The organism is Nonomuraea sp. NPDC001831 (assembly GCF_042892035.1).
Classification (GTDB): Bacteria; Actinomycetota; Actinomycetes; order Streptosporangiales; family Streptosporangiaceae; genus Nonomuraea.
In genome coordinates, this window is sequence record NZ_JBIATU010000009.1 from 281,902 (window position 1) to 294,726 (window position 12,825).

Genomic DNA, 12,825 nt, shown 5'->3' on the forward strand with positions numbered 1-12,825 from the left:
TCCTTGTGTGGTTCGCACGGCTTGCGCCGCGCTTGGGTGGCGAGGCTGCGGTCCGGCGGGGCGGTTCAGGCGAAGAACCCGACGATGCTGCGGATGCGGCCCCCGTCGAACTCCACGACGTCGTAGCCGGTGACGGCCGGGCCGAGCCGCCAGCGGAACAACGCGCGGTCATGGTGGACGCCGACCACGGTGTCCAGGGTGAACCGGAGGTCGCCGAGCCCGCTCCGGACGCGGCCGATCACCTCGGACAGCTCGGCGTGCCCGCGCAGGCCCGCGTTCTCGGGATCGACGTAGAGCGAGTCCTCGGTGAGGACGGACCTCATCAGGGCCGACCGGGCGGCGGCGTCCGGCTCGTTCCAGACGTCGAGGTAGGCGTGGATCACGTCGATGGTGCTCACCTGCTGACTCCCAACACAGCGTTCGATTAGTACACGCCGTTCAGTAAACAGCATGCCGTGTAAGCTGTCGACCGTGAGCGACCCCAGGACGAGCCGACGGGACCGGCTACGCGCCCAGACCAGCGCCGAGATCAAGACGATCGCCCTGCAGCTCATGGCCGACGGCGGCCCCGACGCCATCTCGCTGCGCGCGATCGCCCGCGAGATGGGCATGACGGCCGGCGCGATCTACAGCTACTTCCCCACCCGCGACGACCTGGTCACCACGCTCATCGGCGACGTCTACACCTCGGCCGTGGACGCGGCCGAGGCCGCCCGCGACGCGGTGCCGCGAGACGATCCGGGCGGGCGGATCCTGGCCTGGGCCCGGGCCATGCGCGGGTGGGCGCTGGCCAACCCTGAGGGCTTCCGGCTGATCTACGGTGACCCTGTGCCGGGCTACCGTCCACCCGGCGAAGGTCCGGGCAAGGAGGCCGAAGCGCGCGCCTGCGCCGGCCTCGTCGGGCTGGTCGCCGCGGCCTGGCCGGCGGCCCGGGAGTGCGCGTCCGGGGGCGCCGCCTACACCTGGGACGACTTCGACCCCGCCCTGGTCGCCCACGTCCGGGAGGACTTCCCGGACCTGCCGCCGGCGGCCGTCGCGGTGACGCTGCGGGTGTGGGGCCGCATGCACGGGCTCGTCGCCCTGGAGATCTACGGCCACCTGCGCGCCCTCGTCCACGACCCGGCCGCCGTCTACGACGACGAGATGCGCGACCTCGTCGCCTCTCTCGGCCTCCCGCACTGACCCCTCCGGTCGCCGGCCCGGCCGCGTTCGTGCTGGTGAGGGGGGGATGTCGGTCGCGGGGAAGTCGGATTCCGGTTGCTACCGTGAGGGGCAGGTGATTCTGATCTTCGGGCTCTGCGGCAGGTGAGAGCGGTGGGCGCTGTGCTGGGGCTCGTGGCGCTGCTCGCCGCCGGGATCGCCGCGGTGTACCTGGCCTCCCTGGCCCTGTCGCCCGGGGGAGTCGTGCGGGTGGGGCCGTTCCTGTCCGGGGCGCGGCCCCGGGAGCACGCGGTGTCCCGCTTCCACGTCCGGTGGTACGCCGTGACGCTGGTCTTCCTCGCCTTCGACATGGAGATGGTCTTCATGTACCCGTGGGCCCTCGTGGTGGCCGAGGTGGGGCTGCCGGCGGTGGTGGAGATGTTCGCGTTCCTGGGGCTGCTGCTGGTCGGCGTCCTGTACGCGTGGCGGGAAGGGGCGTTCCGGTGGGCCTGAGGGGGTGGCTGCTGCGGCAGGCGGCGCTGCGGCCCCGGGTGCTCCTCGTCGCCTGCCCGTACGGGACGGGCGCGCGGCTGCTGGCAGAGGCGGAGGCGGACCGTCGTGGCTGGCCGGTGGCGGCGTCGGCGGCGGAGGCGAGCGTGCTGGTGGTGTGCGGGCGTCCCGGGGCGGAGCTGGCGGCGGCCGTGCGGCAGGTCCGGGGGACGGTCCCGGTGCCGAGGGCGCTGGTGGAACTGCCGCCGGACGTCCCGGCCGACGAGGTCGTGGCCGCGCTGGACGACGCCGTCCGCGTGCTGGGGGACGAACCCCGCCAGTGGCGGGAGGCCGGCGTCCTGGCCGCGGGGACGTCCGGGGACGACCCGGACGGCACGCCCATGGCCGACCGAGGGGCCGACCGGGACGGGCTGAAGCTGGACCGGCTGCACGTGCCGCTGGGTCCGGTGCTCGCGGACTGGCCCGCGGGGCTGGTGGTGGAGACCGTCCTGCAAGGGGACGTCATCCAGGAGGCGCGGGTGCGAACCCTGCCGGCCGACGGGACGGGGGACGCGTTCTGGACGCCCGGACCGGGCGCGAGCCAGGAGGAAGCCCGGCGGCGTACGGCGGCGGCCCGGCTGGACGGCCTCGGCAGGCTGCTCGGCGTGGCCGGATGGCCCGCCGCCGCGGCGGACGCCCGGCGCCTGCGCGACCGCCTGCTCGCGGGCGCCTTGGACGAGCGGGGAAGACGCCGATGTGTCCGGTTCACGCGGCGGGTGCGCCGGTCACGGGTGCTGCGGTGGATGTTGCGCGGCACGGGGGAACTCGGCCCCGGCGCCCCACGACGGCTGCGCGGGGACACCCTGGACCGGGCGCGCCGGTGGCTCGACGACGTGGAGGCCCTGACCGAAGAGCGCTCCGGACCCGGGGACGGCGACGACGTCCCGGTGGACCGGGTGCTGGCGTTGTTGCCGGGCCTGCTGGCCGGGACCGAGCTCGCCGTGGCGCGGCTGATCGTGGCCGGTCTCGATCCGGACCTCGACCGGCTGCCCTCGGCAGCCAGGGACGGGTGAATCGATGGTCGCGGGCACGGTCTGGGGGACGGCCGCGGGGATGGCGGTGCTGACGTGGGGGGCGGCGGCCTTCGACGCGGCGCTCGGCGCGGGCCGCCGCGGCTCGTGGCGGGCGGCGGCGGTGGCGCCGTTCAGGGAGGGGGCGCGGCTGGTGGTGCAGCAGCGGCGGCGCACGGACCGGGCCGACGTCCTGCTCACCCGGGCCGGGGTCGTGGTGTTGCCGGCGGCCGCGCTGCTGGCCGCCGTCGTCCTGCCGGTCGGGGGCGCGCCGGTGCTGGACCTGGGGGCGGGGGTGGTGTGGTTCAACGCCATGGAGGTGTGCGTCTGGGGGGCTCTGTGGCTGGTCGGGTGGGGGGTCAACGCCATGTGGCCGTTGGTCGGCGGCTACCGATTCCTGGTCCAGGGCCTGGCGTACGAGCTGCCGCACATGTTCGTGCTGATCACCGCGGGCGTGGGGGCGGGATCGTTGCGGTTCGCGGACCTGGTGGCGGCGCAGCGCGGGTGGTGGTTCGTGGTGTGGATGCCGGTCGCGTTCGTGGTCTATCTCGTCTCGGCGGTGGCGATGGCGTTCTGGGGGCCGATGGGGCAGCCGGTCGGGCGGGACGTGTGCGGCGGCGTGCCGGCCGAGCTGGGCGGCGCCGACCGGCTGGTCTTCCTGGCCGGACGCCATGCGCTGCTGGTCGTGGCGGCGGCCGGGACGGTGCCGCTGTTCCTCGGCGGCGCGGCGGGGCCCGTGCTGCCCGGCTGGGTGTGGGGGCCGGTCAAGACGGCGGCGGTGCTGGCCGTGCTGGTACTGGCCGGGCATCGTATGCCGGTCGTGCGGATGGACCGGTTCGTGCAGTTCGCGTGGGTGGTGCTGATCCCGGCCACGCTCGTGCAGCTGCTCGTGGTCGCGCTGGCGGTGCTGCCGTGAACGTGGCGTTCTGGGCGCTGGCGGTCGTCGCGGTGGCGGGTGGGGTGGCGGTGTTCGCGGTGGACTCGATGGCGCGGGCGACGTTCGCGCTGCTGGTCTCGCTGCTGGCCGTGGGCGGGACGCTGCTGCTGATCGACCTGGAGTACCTGGGGGTGCTGGTCGTCCTCATGATGGTCATGGAGATGCTGGTCATGGCCGTCTTCATGATCATGTACATGATGAACCCGGCCGGGCTCATGCCGATGAAGATGGTGCACAACCGGCGGGGCGCGGCGGCCGTCGCCGTGGCGGTGTTCGTCCTGCTGGCCGCCGGGGCGCTGCTCGTCCGCCCGCCGAGCCGGCGCGGACGGCCGCCGGCGGACCCCACGCACGCGCTCGGCCTGTCCCTGATGGGGCCGAAGATGCTGGTCATGATGGTCGTCGGGGTGGCGATCCTGGCGACGATGATCTCCGCCGTGCTGCTGGCCACCCACCGGGGACGGTACGACCGGTGACGCTCCAGGCCTTCCTGCTGCTGGCCGCCGCCCTGCTCGCCGTCGGCCTGTACGGCGTGCTGTCCCAGCAGTCGATCGTCATGCTCATGATGGGCCTCGAACTGATGATCAACGGCGTGATCGCGGCCGCCGGCGGCTTCTGGTACCACGTCGCCCCGGCCGCCGCGGACGGCCAGGTCCTCGTCCTGGTCGCGGTCACCGTGATGGCGCTGGAGATGGCGATGGGCTTCGCCGTCACCACGGCCGTCTTCCGCGCCCGCGACGTGGACACGACCGACGCCGCCGGAGACCTCAAGGGATGAGCCCGTCCCTGTGGCTGCTGCCCGCGCTGCCCGCCGCCGCCGGCGCGCTGCTGATCCCGGTGCGCCGCGCCGCGCCCGCCCTGTCCGTCGCCCTGTCCGTCGCCACGGCCGCGCTCACCCTCGCGCTGGCCGGGCACGCGGCGGCGACCAGGCCCTCGGCCACCGCCCGGCTGATCCTCGGCGAAGGGCTGGCCGTGGACGGTCTCTCGGCGGTCATGGTGGTCACCGTGGCGGCGGTCGGGCTGGCCGTGCTGGTGTTCGCGGCGGCCGAGCAGCGGTCGGGGCGCTTCCACGGGCTGATGCTGATCTTCCTGGGCGCGATGCTGGCCACGGTGACCGCGACGGACCTCGTCCTGCTGCTGATGGGCTGGGAGGTCATGGGCGCGATGTCGTACGCGCTGATCGGCTACCGGTGGCGCGACCGCGAGCGCGTACGGTCCGCAGCCGTCGCCTTCGTCACCACCCGGGCCGGCGACCTGGGCCTGTACGTCGCCTGCGGCGCGGCCCTGGCCGCGGGCGGCGGCCTGGCGCTCGCCGGGCTGCCGGGGCTGCCGCCGCCGTGGCGGGACGTGGTGGCGGGCGGGGTCGTGCTGGCCGCGCTGGGCAAGTCGGCGCAGGGGCCGTTCGCGTTCTGGTTGTCGCGGGCGATGGCGGGCCCGAGCCCGGTGTCGGCGTTCCTGCACGCGGCGACCATGGTGGTCGCGGGGGCGTACCTGCTGCTGCGGCTGCACGCCCTGCTCGCGGCCACCGGCTGGGCGGCGGCGGTGGCGGCCTGGACGGGCGCGGTGACCGCGCTGCTGCTCGGCCTGGTCGCGCTGGCGCAGCGGGACCTCAAACAGCTCCTGGCCGCCTCGACCTGCGCGCAGGTCGGGTTCATGGTGCTGGCGGCGGGGTCGTCGGCGGTCTCCGGCGGGACGGCCCACCTGGTCGCGCACGCCGCCGTCAAGAGCCTGCTGTTCCTCGCGGCGGGGGCCTGGCTGGCGGCGCTCGGCACCAAGGACCTGGCCGGGCTGCACGGCGCGGCCCGTCGGTTCCCGCTGGCGGGGGTGGTGTTCGGGGTGGGGGCCGCGGCCCTGGCCGGGGTGCCGCCGCTGTCGTTGTGGGTGACGAAGGACGCCGTCCTGGGCGGGGTCGGGCAACCCGGACCGCGCGCGGTGGCCTTCGCCGCCGGGCTGGTGGCCGCCCTGTACGCGGGGAAGGCGCTGGCCGCGGTCTGGCGGCCCGCCGACGCGGCGACCGGCGCCGGGCGCGAGCGGCGGGCCACGGGCCGGGTGGCCTGGCCCGAGCTGCTGCCGCTGCCGGTGCTCGCCCTGGTGGCGGCCGGGTTCGGCGTCGTCGGGCTGCCCGCGGTGCACGGCTGGTGGTCCCGGCTGGTGGGCGATCCGGGCGCGCCCGGCCTCACGGCGGGCGACCTGGCCCTGTCCGGAGTCCCGGCCCTCGCCCTGGTGACCGCCGCGATCGCGGTGCGGCCCGGGACGCTCGTGATCGCGGTGCGGCCCGGGAAGGCCGCGATCGCGGCGCCGCCCGGGACGGCTGTGCTTCCGCGCGTGCGCGGGGTGTTCGGGGGCTGGCTGGGGCTGGAGCGGGCGGCGCGGGCCGGGGTGTGGCGGCCGTTGCTGGGGGCGGCGCGGTGGGCGGCCTGGTTCGACGAGCGGGTCGTGCAGGGCGCGGTCGAGGCCGTCGCGCGGGCGGGGCTGCGAGCCGCGCGGCTGGCCGGAAGCCCCCTGGAGTCGGGGCTCGACGCGCTCGTCCGGCGGGCCGGCGGCGCGGTGCGACGCCTCGGCGGGCTGGCCAGACGCCCCCAGACCGGACAGGTCCACACCTACTTCGCCCAGGCCGCCGTCGCCCTCGTCGTGCTGGCCGTCGTGTTCGCGATCGTGAGGTGAGGCGTGCTCGACGTCGTCGTGTTCCTGCCGCTGGCCGCCGCCGCCCTGTTCCTCCTGCCGGGCGTCACGGCACGGGCGGCCGGCCTGATCCGGGTGGCCGCGTCCGCCGCCGACCTCGCCCTGGTCGTCGCCCTGTGGGCCGGGTACGGAGGCGGCCTGGCGTACGAGACCAGGCTGCGCTGGATCCCGACGGCGGGGGCCGGCTACCACGTCGGCGTGGACGGCCTGTCGCTGCCGCTGATCGCCATGACCGCGGTGCTGTTCCTGCTCTGCGCCGTGCACTCGCTGGGCGAGCCCACCAGGCCGAAGGCGCACGCGGCGCTGTTCCTGTTCCTGCAGACCGTCTCCACCGGGCTGTTCGCGGCACTCGACCTGCTGCTGTTCTTCGTCTTCTTCGACCTGTCGATCGTCGGCATGTACTTCGTGATCGTCGGCTGGGGGCACGGCGACCGGGCCAGGTCCGCGCTGACGTTCTTCCTCTACACCTTCCTGGGCTCGCTGGCGCTGCTGCTCGGCTTCATCGGCCTCTACCTGGCCGCCGACCCGCACACGTTCGACCTGGCCGACCTCACCCGCCGTCCACCGGACGCGGGCGCGGCCGTGCTGCTCGCGATCGGGATCGGCCTGGGGGTCAAGACGCCGGTCGTGCCCGTGCACACCTGGCTGCCGCCCGCGCACACCGACGCCCCGGCCGCCGGGTCGGCCATCCTCGCCGGGGTGCTGCTCAAGATGGGCGCGTACGGGCTGGCCCGCATCGCCGTGCCGCTGCTGCCCGGCCCGTGGCGCGCGTACGCCTGGCTGGTCATCGTGATCGGCCTGGTCAGCGTCCTGTACGGCGCCCTGGTGGCGCTCGCCCAGGAGAACCTCAAACGGCTGGTCGCCTACACCTCGGTCAACCACATGGGCTACGTCGTGCTCGCCCTGGGCGCCGCCGGGCTGGCCGGCGGGCCGGCGCGGGCCAAGGAGCTGGCGGTCAGCGGCGCGGTCACCCAGATGGTCAGCCACGGCCTGGTCACCGGCGCGCTGTTCCTGATCACCGGCGTGCTGTGGGACCGCGCGGGCGGCTACGCGCTCGGCCGCTACGGCGGCATCGCGGGACGGGCGCCCGTGCTGGCCTGGCTGACGGCGGTGGCGGCCTTCGCCTCGCTCGGGCTGCCCGGACTGTCCGGGTTCATCGCCGAGTTCCAGATCTTCACCGGGGTGATCGGCTCGGGGGCCGTGGTCGCGGGCGCGCTCTCCGTGACCGGCATCCTGGTCACCGCGGCGCTGTTCCTGCGGGCGCTGCAACGCGCGTTCCTCGGCGAGCCGGGCGAGCTGACGCCGCGGGTCACCGACGTGCGGCCGCGCGAGCTGGGCGCGATCGCCCCGCTGCTCGTCCTGTCGCTGCTCATCGGCCTGGCGCCGCGTCCGCTGCTGGACCTGATCGAGCCCGCCGCGCGTGCCGTCGTCGCCCTGGCGGGCCGATGAGCGCACCGCACGGCGGCGCGGCGGTGACCGCGATGCTGCCCGAGGTGCTGATGCTGCTGGGCGCGGTGACGGCGCTGCTCGCGGGGCTGTTCGTGGCTCGCGGGCGGCAGCGCGTCGCCGCCTGGGTGTGCATGGCGGCGCTGGCCGGGGCCGCCGCGGCGAGCGCCGCCGCCCTGCCGCGCCCCGCCGTCCTGGCCTTCGACGCCTACGTCGTCGATCCGGCGACCGGAGCCGCCCGGCTGACCGTCTGCCTGGCGACCCTGCTGGCCGTGTGGCTGGCGACCGGCCGGGTCAGGGGGGACGGCAGGGAGAGCGAGCTGTACGTCCTGATGGTGCTGGCGGCGCTGGGGTCCGTCCTCATGGCGGGGGCGGACGACCTGCTCGTGCTGGTGGCGGCGTACCTGCTGGCGAGCGTTCCGGCGTACGCGCTGGCGGGGTTCGCCAAGGACGCGTCCGGCACCGAGGCGGCGCTCAAGTACTACCTGCTGGGCGCCTTCCTCGGTGTGCTCATGCTGGCCGGGGCCACCGTCGTGTACGGCTGGTCCGGCGCCACCGCCTACCCCGCCGCGCGGGCCCCGGCCGTGGGCGCGGTGCTGCTGCTGGCCGGGCCGCTGTTCAAGGCCGGGGGAGCGCCCGCGCACTTCTGGGTGCCCGACGTCACCGAGGGCACGTCGGCGCCGGTGGCCGCGTTCGTGACCACGGTGCCCAAGATCGGGGCGCTGGTGGCGCTGTACCGGCTGGCGACGACGGTGCTGGACGAGCCCGCGCTGCTCGCGGTGCTGGCCGCCGTGACGATGACGCTGGGCAACCTGGCCGCCTTCCAGCAGGAGAACGTGCGGCGGTTGCTGGCGTACTCGACGGTCAGCCAGGCCGGTTACCTGCTGGTCCCGGTCGCGGTGGCCGGACGCACCGCCCTGGCCGCGCCCGCCCTGCTGGCCTACCTGGCCGCCTACGCGGTCACGAACCTGGGCGCGTTCGCCGTCGTGGTCGCCACCGGGGCCGAACGGCTGGCCGACTACGCCGGGCTCGGCCGCCGCTCGCCGTGGACGGCGTTCGCGCTGGTGGTGTGCCTGCTCGGCCTGGTCGGGACGCCGCCGACCGCGGTCTTCGCCGGGAAGCTGCTGATGTTCGCGGCCGCCTGGGACGGCGGGCACGCCTGGCTCGCGGTGGTCGCCGCCGCCAACACCGTCGCGAGCCTGTTCTACTACCTGCGCTGGATCCGCCCGGTCTTCGCCGCGGACGGCCCGGCGCACCCCGCCGGATCGAGCCCGGTCGCGCAGGTGTGCGCCGCCGCCTCGATCCTGCTCGGCCCGGCCGCCGGGCTCGCCGTGCTGATCGCCCGCTGACCCGGCGCGCGGGTCACAGGTCGCGTTCCTGGGCGTCGAGGATGGCGACCGAGACCTCGACCGCCCTGGCCGCGTCGCCCGCCTCGATCGCCGCCAGCAGGTCGTCGTGCGACGGGTCGGGCGCCAGCGCGGCCTGCTCCTGGTCCCGGACGCTGTCGCGCAGCGCGTCGCGCATGCTGCGGTAGAGGTCGGCCAGCAGCGGGTTGTGCGCGGCGTCGGCCACCAGCAGGTGGAAGTCGGCGTCGGCGTCGGCGAACCCGTCGAGGTCGCCCGCGCCAGCCGCCGACCCGCGGCGGGCCAGCGCCTCGCGCATCGCGGCGACGTCGTCGCCGGTGCGCTTGACCGCCGCCAGCCGGGCGGCCACCAGGTCGAGCCCGCGGCGCACGTCGATGATGTCCATCGCGGCCGCCCGGTCGAGCCGCCGGCGCAGCGCCACCTGCGACTCGTCGGTGGCGGTGACATACGTGCCGTCGCCCTGCCTGGTCTGCAGCAGGCCGGCGTGGGCCAGCACCCGCACCGCCTCGCGCACCGACAACCGGCTCATGCCGAGGCTCTCGGCGAGCCGGCTCTCGGACGGGATCTTCGTCCCGACCGGCCACACCCCACTGGTGATCTCCCTGCGGAGCTCCTCGATGGCGGCATCGACGAGCGAGGTCCGCGCGACGTTTCGCATGCGATCTCTTCCGTCCCGGTGAGCCTCCAGCCTAGAGGAGCGCGGCGGCCAGGCGCTCGATCGTCTCGCGGCCCTCCAGCGGTGTCACCCAGGCGGGCGGCAGCGCGTCCGCGCCGCGCAGCGCGCCCACCAGGTTGCCGCAGACCGAGCCGGTCGAGTCGCTGTCGCCCGAGTGGTTGACCGACAGCAGCAGCGCCCGCTCGGGCGAGGGCTCGGCCAGGGCGCAGTAGACGCCGATGGCCAGCGCCTCCTCGGCCACCCACGCGCCGCCCAGCGTCTCGACCTGCTCGGCGGAGGGCGGGCCTGAGGCGGCCAGGTCGAGCGCCGCGCGCAGAGCGCCGGACGTCTCCTCGTGCCCCGGACGGCCGCCGAGCAGGCCGAGGGCGTGGCCGACGGCGGCCTCCAGCGGCTCGCCGGCCATCACCCGGGCGACGATCGCGGCGAACGCGCCCGCGGCCAGGTAGCCGGTCGGGTGGCCGTGGGTGATCTGCGCGCAGACCGCCGCCAGCTCGAACGCGGCGTCCGCGTCGTACGGCGCGAGCAGCCCGAACGGCGCCGAGCGCATGACGGTGCCGCAGCCCTTGGAGCCGGGGTTCACCGGGCCGGGCGCGCCGGACGGCGACGGGCCGGGGAAGGGTTGCCGCAGCCCGGACAGGCAGGCGTTGCCCGGGGCCCGCCGGGAGTACAGCCAGCCCTCCTCGCGCAGCGTGCCGGTCCGGTGCGGCCGGTCGGCGGGCGGCGGGGCCTGGTGCTCCTGGGTGTCGAGCCAGCGCAGGTACGCCTGCCGCACCTCGCCGGGCGTGCGGTCGCGGATCAGCGCCTCGACGGTGAACAGGGTCATCTGGGTGTCGTCGGTGACGAGCGCGCGCCTGCCCCGCCAGGTGGTGACATAGCCGGTGACGCCGTCCTGGCCGTGCTGCCGGCGGATCTCCCGCAACGACTCGAACTCGATGGGCGCCCCGAGGGCGTCGCCGATCGCGCCGCCGAGCAGGCAGCCCCGGATCCGATCCTGTGCCTCCATAGGTGGGATCTTGTCAGCTTTCTGGGCGAGTGAGAGATTGCGGGAGAAATTACGACACTTGTCACGGAGGTCACGCGTGCCACAATTACGCCCGGCCCTCTTCGCGGTCGCCCTCACCCTGGCGATCGCGACCCCGGCACAGGCCGCTGCCGGACCCACGATCACCGTCAAGGACGGCCGGACGCAGCCGGTCTTCTCCTACGCCGACGCCGTCCGCGAGCACGTGTACGTCGAGTCCACCGTGGACAGCGACCTCGACGGCGCGCTCGACCGGGTCAGGGTGGACATCATCCGTCCCAAGGAGTCCGGTCCGGGCCTGAAGGTGCCCGTGATCATCGACGAGAGTCCGTACTACGACAACTCCGGGCGCGGGAACGAGGGGGAGCGCAAGCAGTACGACGCCTCCGGAAATGTCACGAAATTCCCCTTGTTCTACGACAACTACTTCGTCCCGCGCGGCTACGCCGTGCTCAACGTGGACATGCTCGGCACCACCAGGTCCGACGGCTGCCCCGACATGGGCGGCAAGGCCGACGTGCTGGGCGGCAAGGCGGTCATCGACTGGCTGAACGGCCGCGCCAAGGCGGTCAGGGCCGACGGCACCCCCGCCGTGGCCGACTGGACCACCGGCGACGCCGCCATGATCGGCAAGTCCTACGACGGCACGCTGGCCAACGCCGTGGCCGCCACCGGCGTCGAGGGCCTGAAGACGATCGTCCCCATCTCGGCCATCAGCTCCTGGTACAAGTACCAGCGCTCGAACGGCGTGGTCTACAACTACGACTACGCCTCCTGGCTGACCAACTACGTCGACACCGACCCCGAGGCCAAGTGCCAGGCCGTCCGCGACCGCATGGACGCCGAGGACGGCGACGACACCGGGAACTACAACGCCTTCTGGAACGAACGCGACTACCTCAAGGGCCTGCTCGGCGACGTCTCGAAGGTCAGGGCCAGCGTCTTCGTCGTGCACACGGTCAACGACCTCAACGTCCGGCCGGACAACTTCTCCGCCTGGTGGCAGGCCCTGGCCCAGCGGAACGTGCCGCGCAAGATCTGGGTCGGCCAGTACCAGCACGTGGACCCGTTCGACTTCGAGGGCCGCAGGGACCTGTGGGTGGACACCCTGCACCGCTGGTTCGACCACTGGCTGCACGGCGTCCGCAACGGGATCACCAACGAGCCCCGCGCCGACGTGCAGCTCGGCCCGGCGCAGTGGACCACCCAGCGCGACTGGCCGGCCCCGTACGCGCTCAAGGCCGTGCTACGGCCCGCCGCCGACGGCTCGCTCGGCCTGCTCAAGGCCCGCGGGAACAGCACCGCCACCTTCACCGACCTCGCGCTGAGCGAGACCGAGATGGTGGCCGACGTCGGCACGGCCAAGCCGGGCCGCGCCGCCTTCACCACCGGCGCGCTCCCGCTCGACCTGCGCCTGTCCGGCACCCCCACCGCCGACCTGCGGGTCAAGCTCGACAAGCCCACCGCCAACCTGACCGCCCTGCTCGTCGACTTCGGCGAGGACACCCGCGTCGACTGGCGGCGCGGCCAGGGCGTCACCACGCTCACCGAGGAGGACTGCCACGGCGAGAGCACCGCGGCCGACGACGCCTGCTACAAGAAGGTCACCACGAACGTGGCCACCCGGCCGCTGGAGATCGTCGCCCGCGGCTGGATCGACGTCCAGAACCGCGACTCGCTCAGCCGGCCCGAGCCGCTGCCCGTCGGCACGTACGGGACGGTCAGGTGGCAGACGCTGCCGCAGGACTACACCTTCAGGAAGGGGCACCGGATCGGCCTGGTGCTGGCCGGGACCGACACCACCTACACCAGTGAGGAGGGCACCGGCGCGACCGTCACCGTCGACCTGACCAGGAGCAGCGTGTCCGTGCCGTTCGTGCTCGGGACGCCGCTGGCCGACGTGCCCCAGGACAGCGCCACGTTCAGAGGGCCGCGACAGCTCGACCTGCCCGAGCCCGAGCCCGGGTTCCGGTTCTTCTAGCCGCGCGTGGGGCCCCGGCCGG

13 protein-coding genes are annotated in these 12,825 nt (G+C 74.7%); 10 read left to right on the forward strand and 3 right to left on the reverse strand.

What is annotated here, in order from left to right:
- Positions 1–65: 65 nt before the first annotated feature.
- Positions 66–398, reverse strand: a complete 333-nt coding sequence (locus ACFYYW_RS28705) for a nuclear transport factor 2 family protein (RefSeq protein ID WP_387652948.1) — start codon at positions 396–398, stop codon at positions 66–68.
- 73 nt (positions 399–471) lie between these two features.
- Here ACFYYW_RS28705 and ACFYYW_RS28710 point away from each other — a divergent pair, with 73 nt between their 5' ends.
- From ACFYYW_RS28710 to ACFYYW_RS28750, 9 genes are all read left to right on the forward strand, one after another.
- Complete coding sequence (locus tag ACFYYW_RS28710; protein WP_387652950.1) at positions 472–1,182, forward strand: TetR/AcrR family transcriptional regulator; 711 nt, start codon at positions 472–474, stop codon at positions 1,180–1,182.
- A gap of 132 nt (positions 1,183–1,314) precedes the next feature.
- Positions 1,315–1,653 carry an NADH-quinone oxidoreductase subunit A gene (locus ACFYYW_RS28715; RefSeq protein ID WP_387652952.1) on the forward strand — a complete coding sequence of 113 codons (339 nt, stop codon included), beginning with the start codon at positions 1,315–1,317 and terminating at the stop codon, positions 1,651–1,653.
- Positions 1,644–2,702, forward strand: a complete 1,059-nt coding sequence (locus ACFYYW_RS28720) for a hypothetical protein (protein WP_387652954.1) — start codon at positions 1,644–1,646, stop codon at positions 2,700–2,702. Before ACFYYW_RS28715 ends, ACFYYW_RS28720 begins: the two co-directional genes overlap by 10 nt.
- 4 nt (positions 2,703–2,706) lie before the next feature.
- Positions 2,707–3,615 carry an NADH-quinone oxidoreductase subunit H gene (locus ACFYYW_RS28725; RefSeq protein ID WP_387652956.1) on the forward strand — a complete coding sequence of 303 codons (909 nt, stop codon included), beginning with the start codon at positions 2,707–2,709 and terminating at the stop codon, positions 3,613–3,615.
- Positions 3,612–4,109 carry an NADH-quinone oxidoreductase subunit J gene (locus ACFYYW_RS28730; RefSeq protein WP_387652958.1) on the forward strand — a complete coding sequence of 166 codons (498 nt, stop codon included), beginning with the start codon at positions 3,612–3,614 and terminating at the stop codon, positions 4,107–4,109. Before ACFYYW_RS28725 ends, ACFYYW_RS28730 begins: the two co-directional genes overlap by 4 nt.
- Positions 4,106–4,411: an NADH-quinone oxidoreductase subunit NuoK gene (locus ACFYYW_RS28735; protein ID WP_387652960.1), complete on the forward strand. Its 306-nt coding sequence runs from the start codon at positions 4,106–4,108 to the stop codon at positions 4,409–4,411. The genes ACFYYW_RS28730 and ACFYYW_RS28735 overlap by 4 nt, the downstream gene beginning before the upstream one ends.
- A complete protein-coding gene (locus ACFYYW_RS28740) occupies positions 4,408–6,297 on the forward strand; it encodes a proton-conducting transporter membrane subunit (protein WP_387652962.1) in 1,890 nt (629 codons plus the stop codon). Before ACFYYW_RS28735 ends, ACFYYW_RS28740 begins: the two co-directional genes overlap by 4 nt.
- Before the next feature lie 3 nt (positions 6,298–6,300).
- Entirely contained in the window at positions 6,301–7,764 is a 1,464-nt protein-coding gene (locus tag ACFYYW_RS28745) for a NuoM family protein (RefSeq protein ID WP_387652964.1), read from the forward strand.
- The gene (locus ACFYYW_RS28750; RefSeq protein ID WP_387652966.1) at positions 7,761–9,110 is read left to right on the forward strand and encodes an NADH-quinone oxidoreductase subunit N; all 1,350 of its coding nucleotides are present in this window, start codon (positions 7,761–7,763) and stop codon (positions 9,108–9,110) included. The genes ACFYYW_RS28745 and ACFYYW_RS28750 overlap by 4 nt, the downstream gene beginning before the upstream one ends.
- A gap of 13 nt (positions 9,111–9,123) precedes the next feature.
- Here the strand turns inward: ACFYYW_RS28750 and ACFYYW_RS28755 are convergent, their stop codons facing one another.
- Together ACFYYW_RS28755 and ACFYYW_RS28760 are read right to left on the reverse strand one after the other, a co-directional pair.
- Positions 9,124–9,783, reverse strand: coding sequence for a FadR/GntR family transcriptional regulator (locus ACFYYW_RS28755; RefSeq protein WP_364414799.1), 660 nt, complete (start codon positions 9,781–9,783; stop codon positions 9,124–9,126).
- Positions 9,784–9,814: 31 nt separating this feature from the next.
- Entirely contained in the window at positions 9,815–10,804 is a 990-nt protein-coding gene (locus ACFYYW_RS28760) for an ADP-ribosylglycohydrolase family protein (RefSeq protein WP_387652969.1), read from the reverse strand.
- Between the two features lie 76 nt (positions 10,805–10,880).
- Here ACFYYW_RS28760 and ACFYYW_RS28765 point away from each other — a divergent pair, with 76 nt between their 5' ends.
- Positions 10,881–12,803, forward strand: a complete 1,923-nt coding sequence (locus ACFYYW_RS28765) for a Xaa-Pro dipeptidyl-peptidase (protein WP_387652971.1) — start codon at positions 10,881–10,883, stop codon at positions 12,801–12,803.
- Positions 12,804–12,825 lie beyond the last annotated feature (22 nt).